1 protein-coding gene is annotated in these 847 nt (G+C 44.0%); it reads right to left on the reverse strand.

Going from position 1 to position 847, the window contains the following annotated elements; translation table 11 throughout:
- Positions 1–10 precede the first annotated feature (10 nt).
- Positions 11–847: IS3 family transposase (locus GPUN_RS05585; RefSeq protein WP_051987294.1), on the reverse strand; the 837-nt coding region annotated here is incomplete at its 5' end.

Consider the following 847-nt stretch of genomic DNA (forward strand, 5'->3'; position numbering starts at 1 on the left):
TTTGTTCTGGTCAAGCCCAACCGGACACATTCCTAAAGGAATTTTCAAATTCAATCGGTGATTGATCGCCATTCGACGAATGCAACCGCTCCAGATTGTAATATTTAATATATGCAGCAACATCTTGCTTCATGTGTTCCCGTGTTGGTTGCTCTATTTTGAACAACCAATCATGTTTTAAGCTACCAAAAAATCTTTCAACCACGGCATTATCCCAACATGCGCCGACATCGCCCATGCTGGCGCGGCAGTCTAAGTCCTTGAGTAGCTTTCTAAAGCATTTACTCGTATATTGCGAGCCTCTATCACTATGAAAAACCAAGCCTTTTGGAGGCTGGCGTAGGCCGTATGCTTTTAAAAATGCTTGCTCAACTAAGTCCGTCGTCATTCGACTCGACAAGTGCCAGCCTATAATTCGCCGACCACATAAATCCATAACAACGGCTAAATACTGCCAACCTTCGCCAGACCTCAAATAGGTGATGTCGCCGGCCCATACCTTATTTGGCCCAGGCGGATTAAAATTCATGTTTAACAAGTTATCAGCCACAGCATCACTGTGTTTGCGCTGAGTGGTTACTTTGTAAGCAATACGCTGTTTAACAATTAAGCGTAACCTTTTCATCAACTTAACCACTTGATATCGTGTTATTTCAAAGCCTTCTTTGCGCAGCTTTTTGCCTAGCTCACGGCTACCCAAACTGTCTCTACTTTCCTTAAAAAGCGCTTTAGCTCTGCGATGTAAATCCAGTGTTTGAGCACTGATAATAACCGCAGGCCGCTTGCGCCAAGCATAGTATGCCGACTTACTGACTAGCATAACTCGGCATGACATTGAAACTGGGTA

This window comes from Glaciecola punicea ACAM 611 (genome assembly GCF_000252165.1).
GTDB lineage: Bacteria > Pseudomonadota > Gammaproteobacteria > Enterobacterales > Alteromonadaceae > Glaciecola > Glaciecola punicea.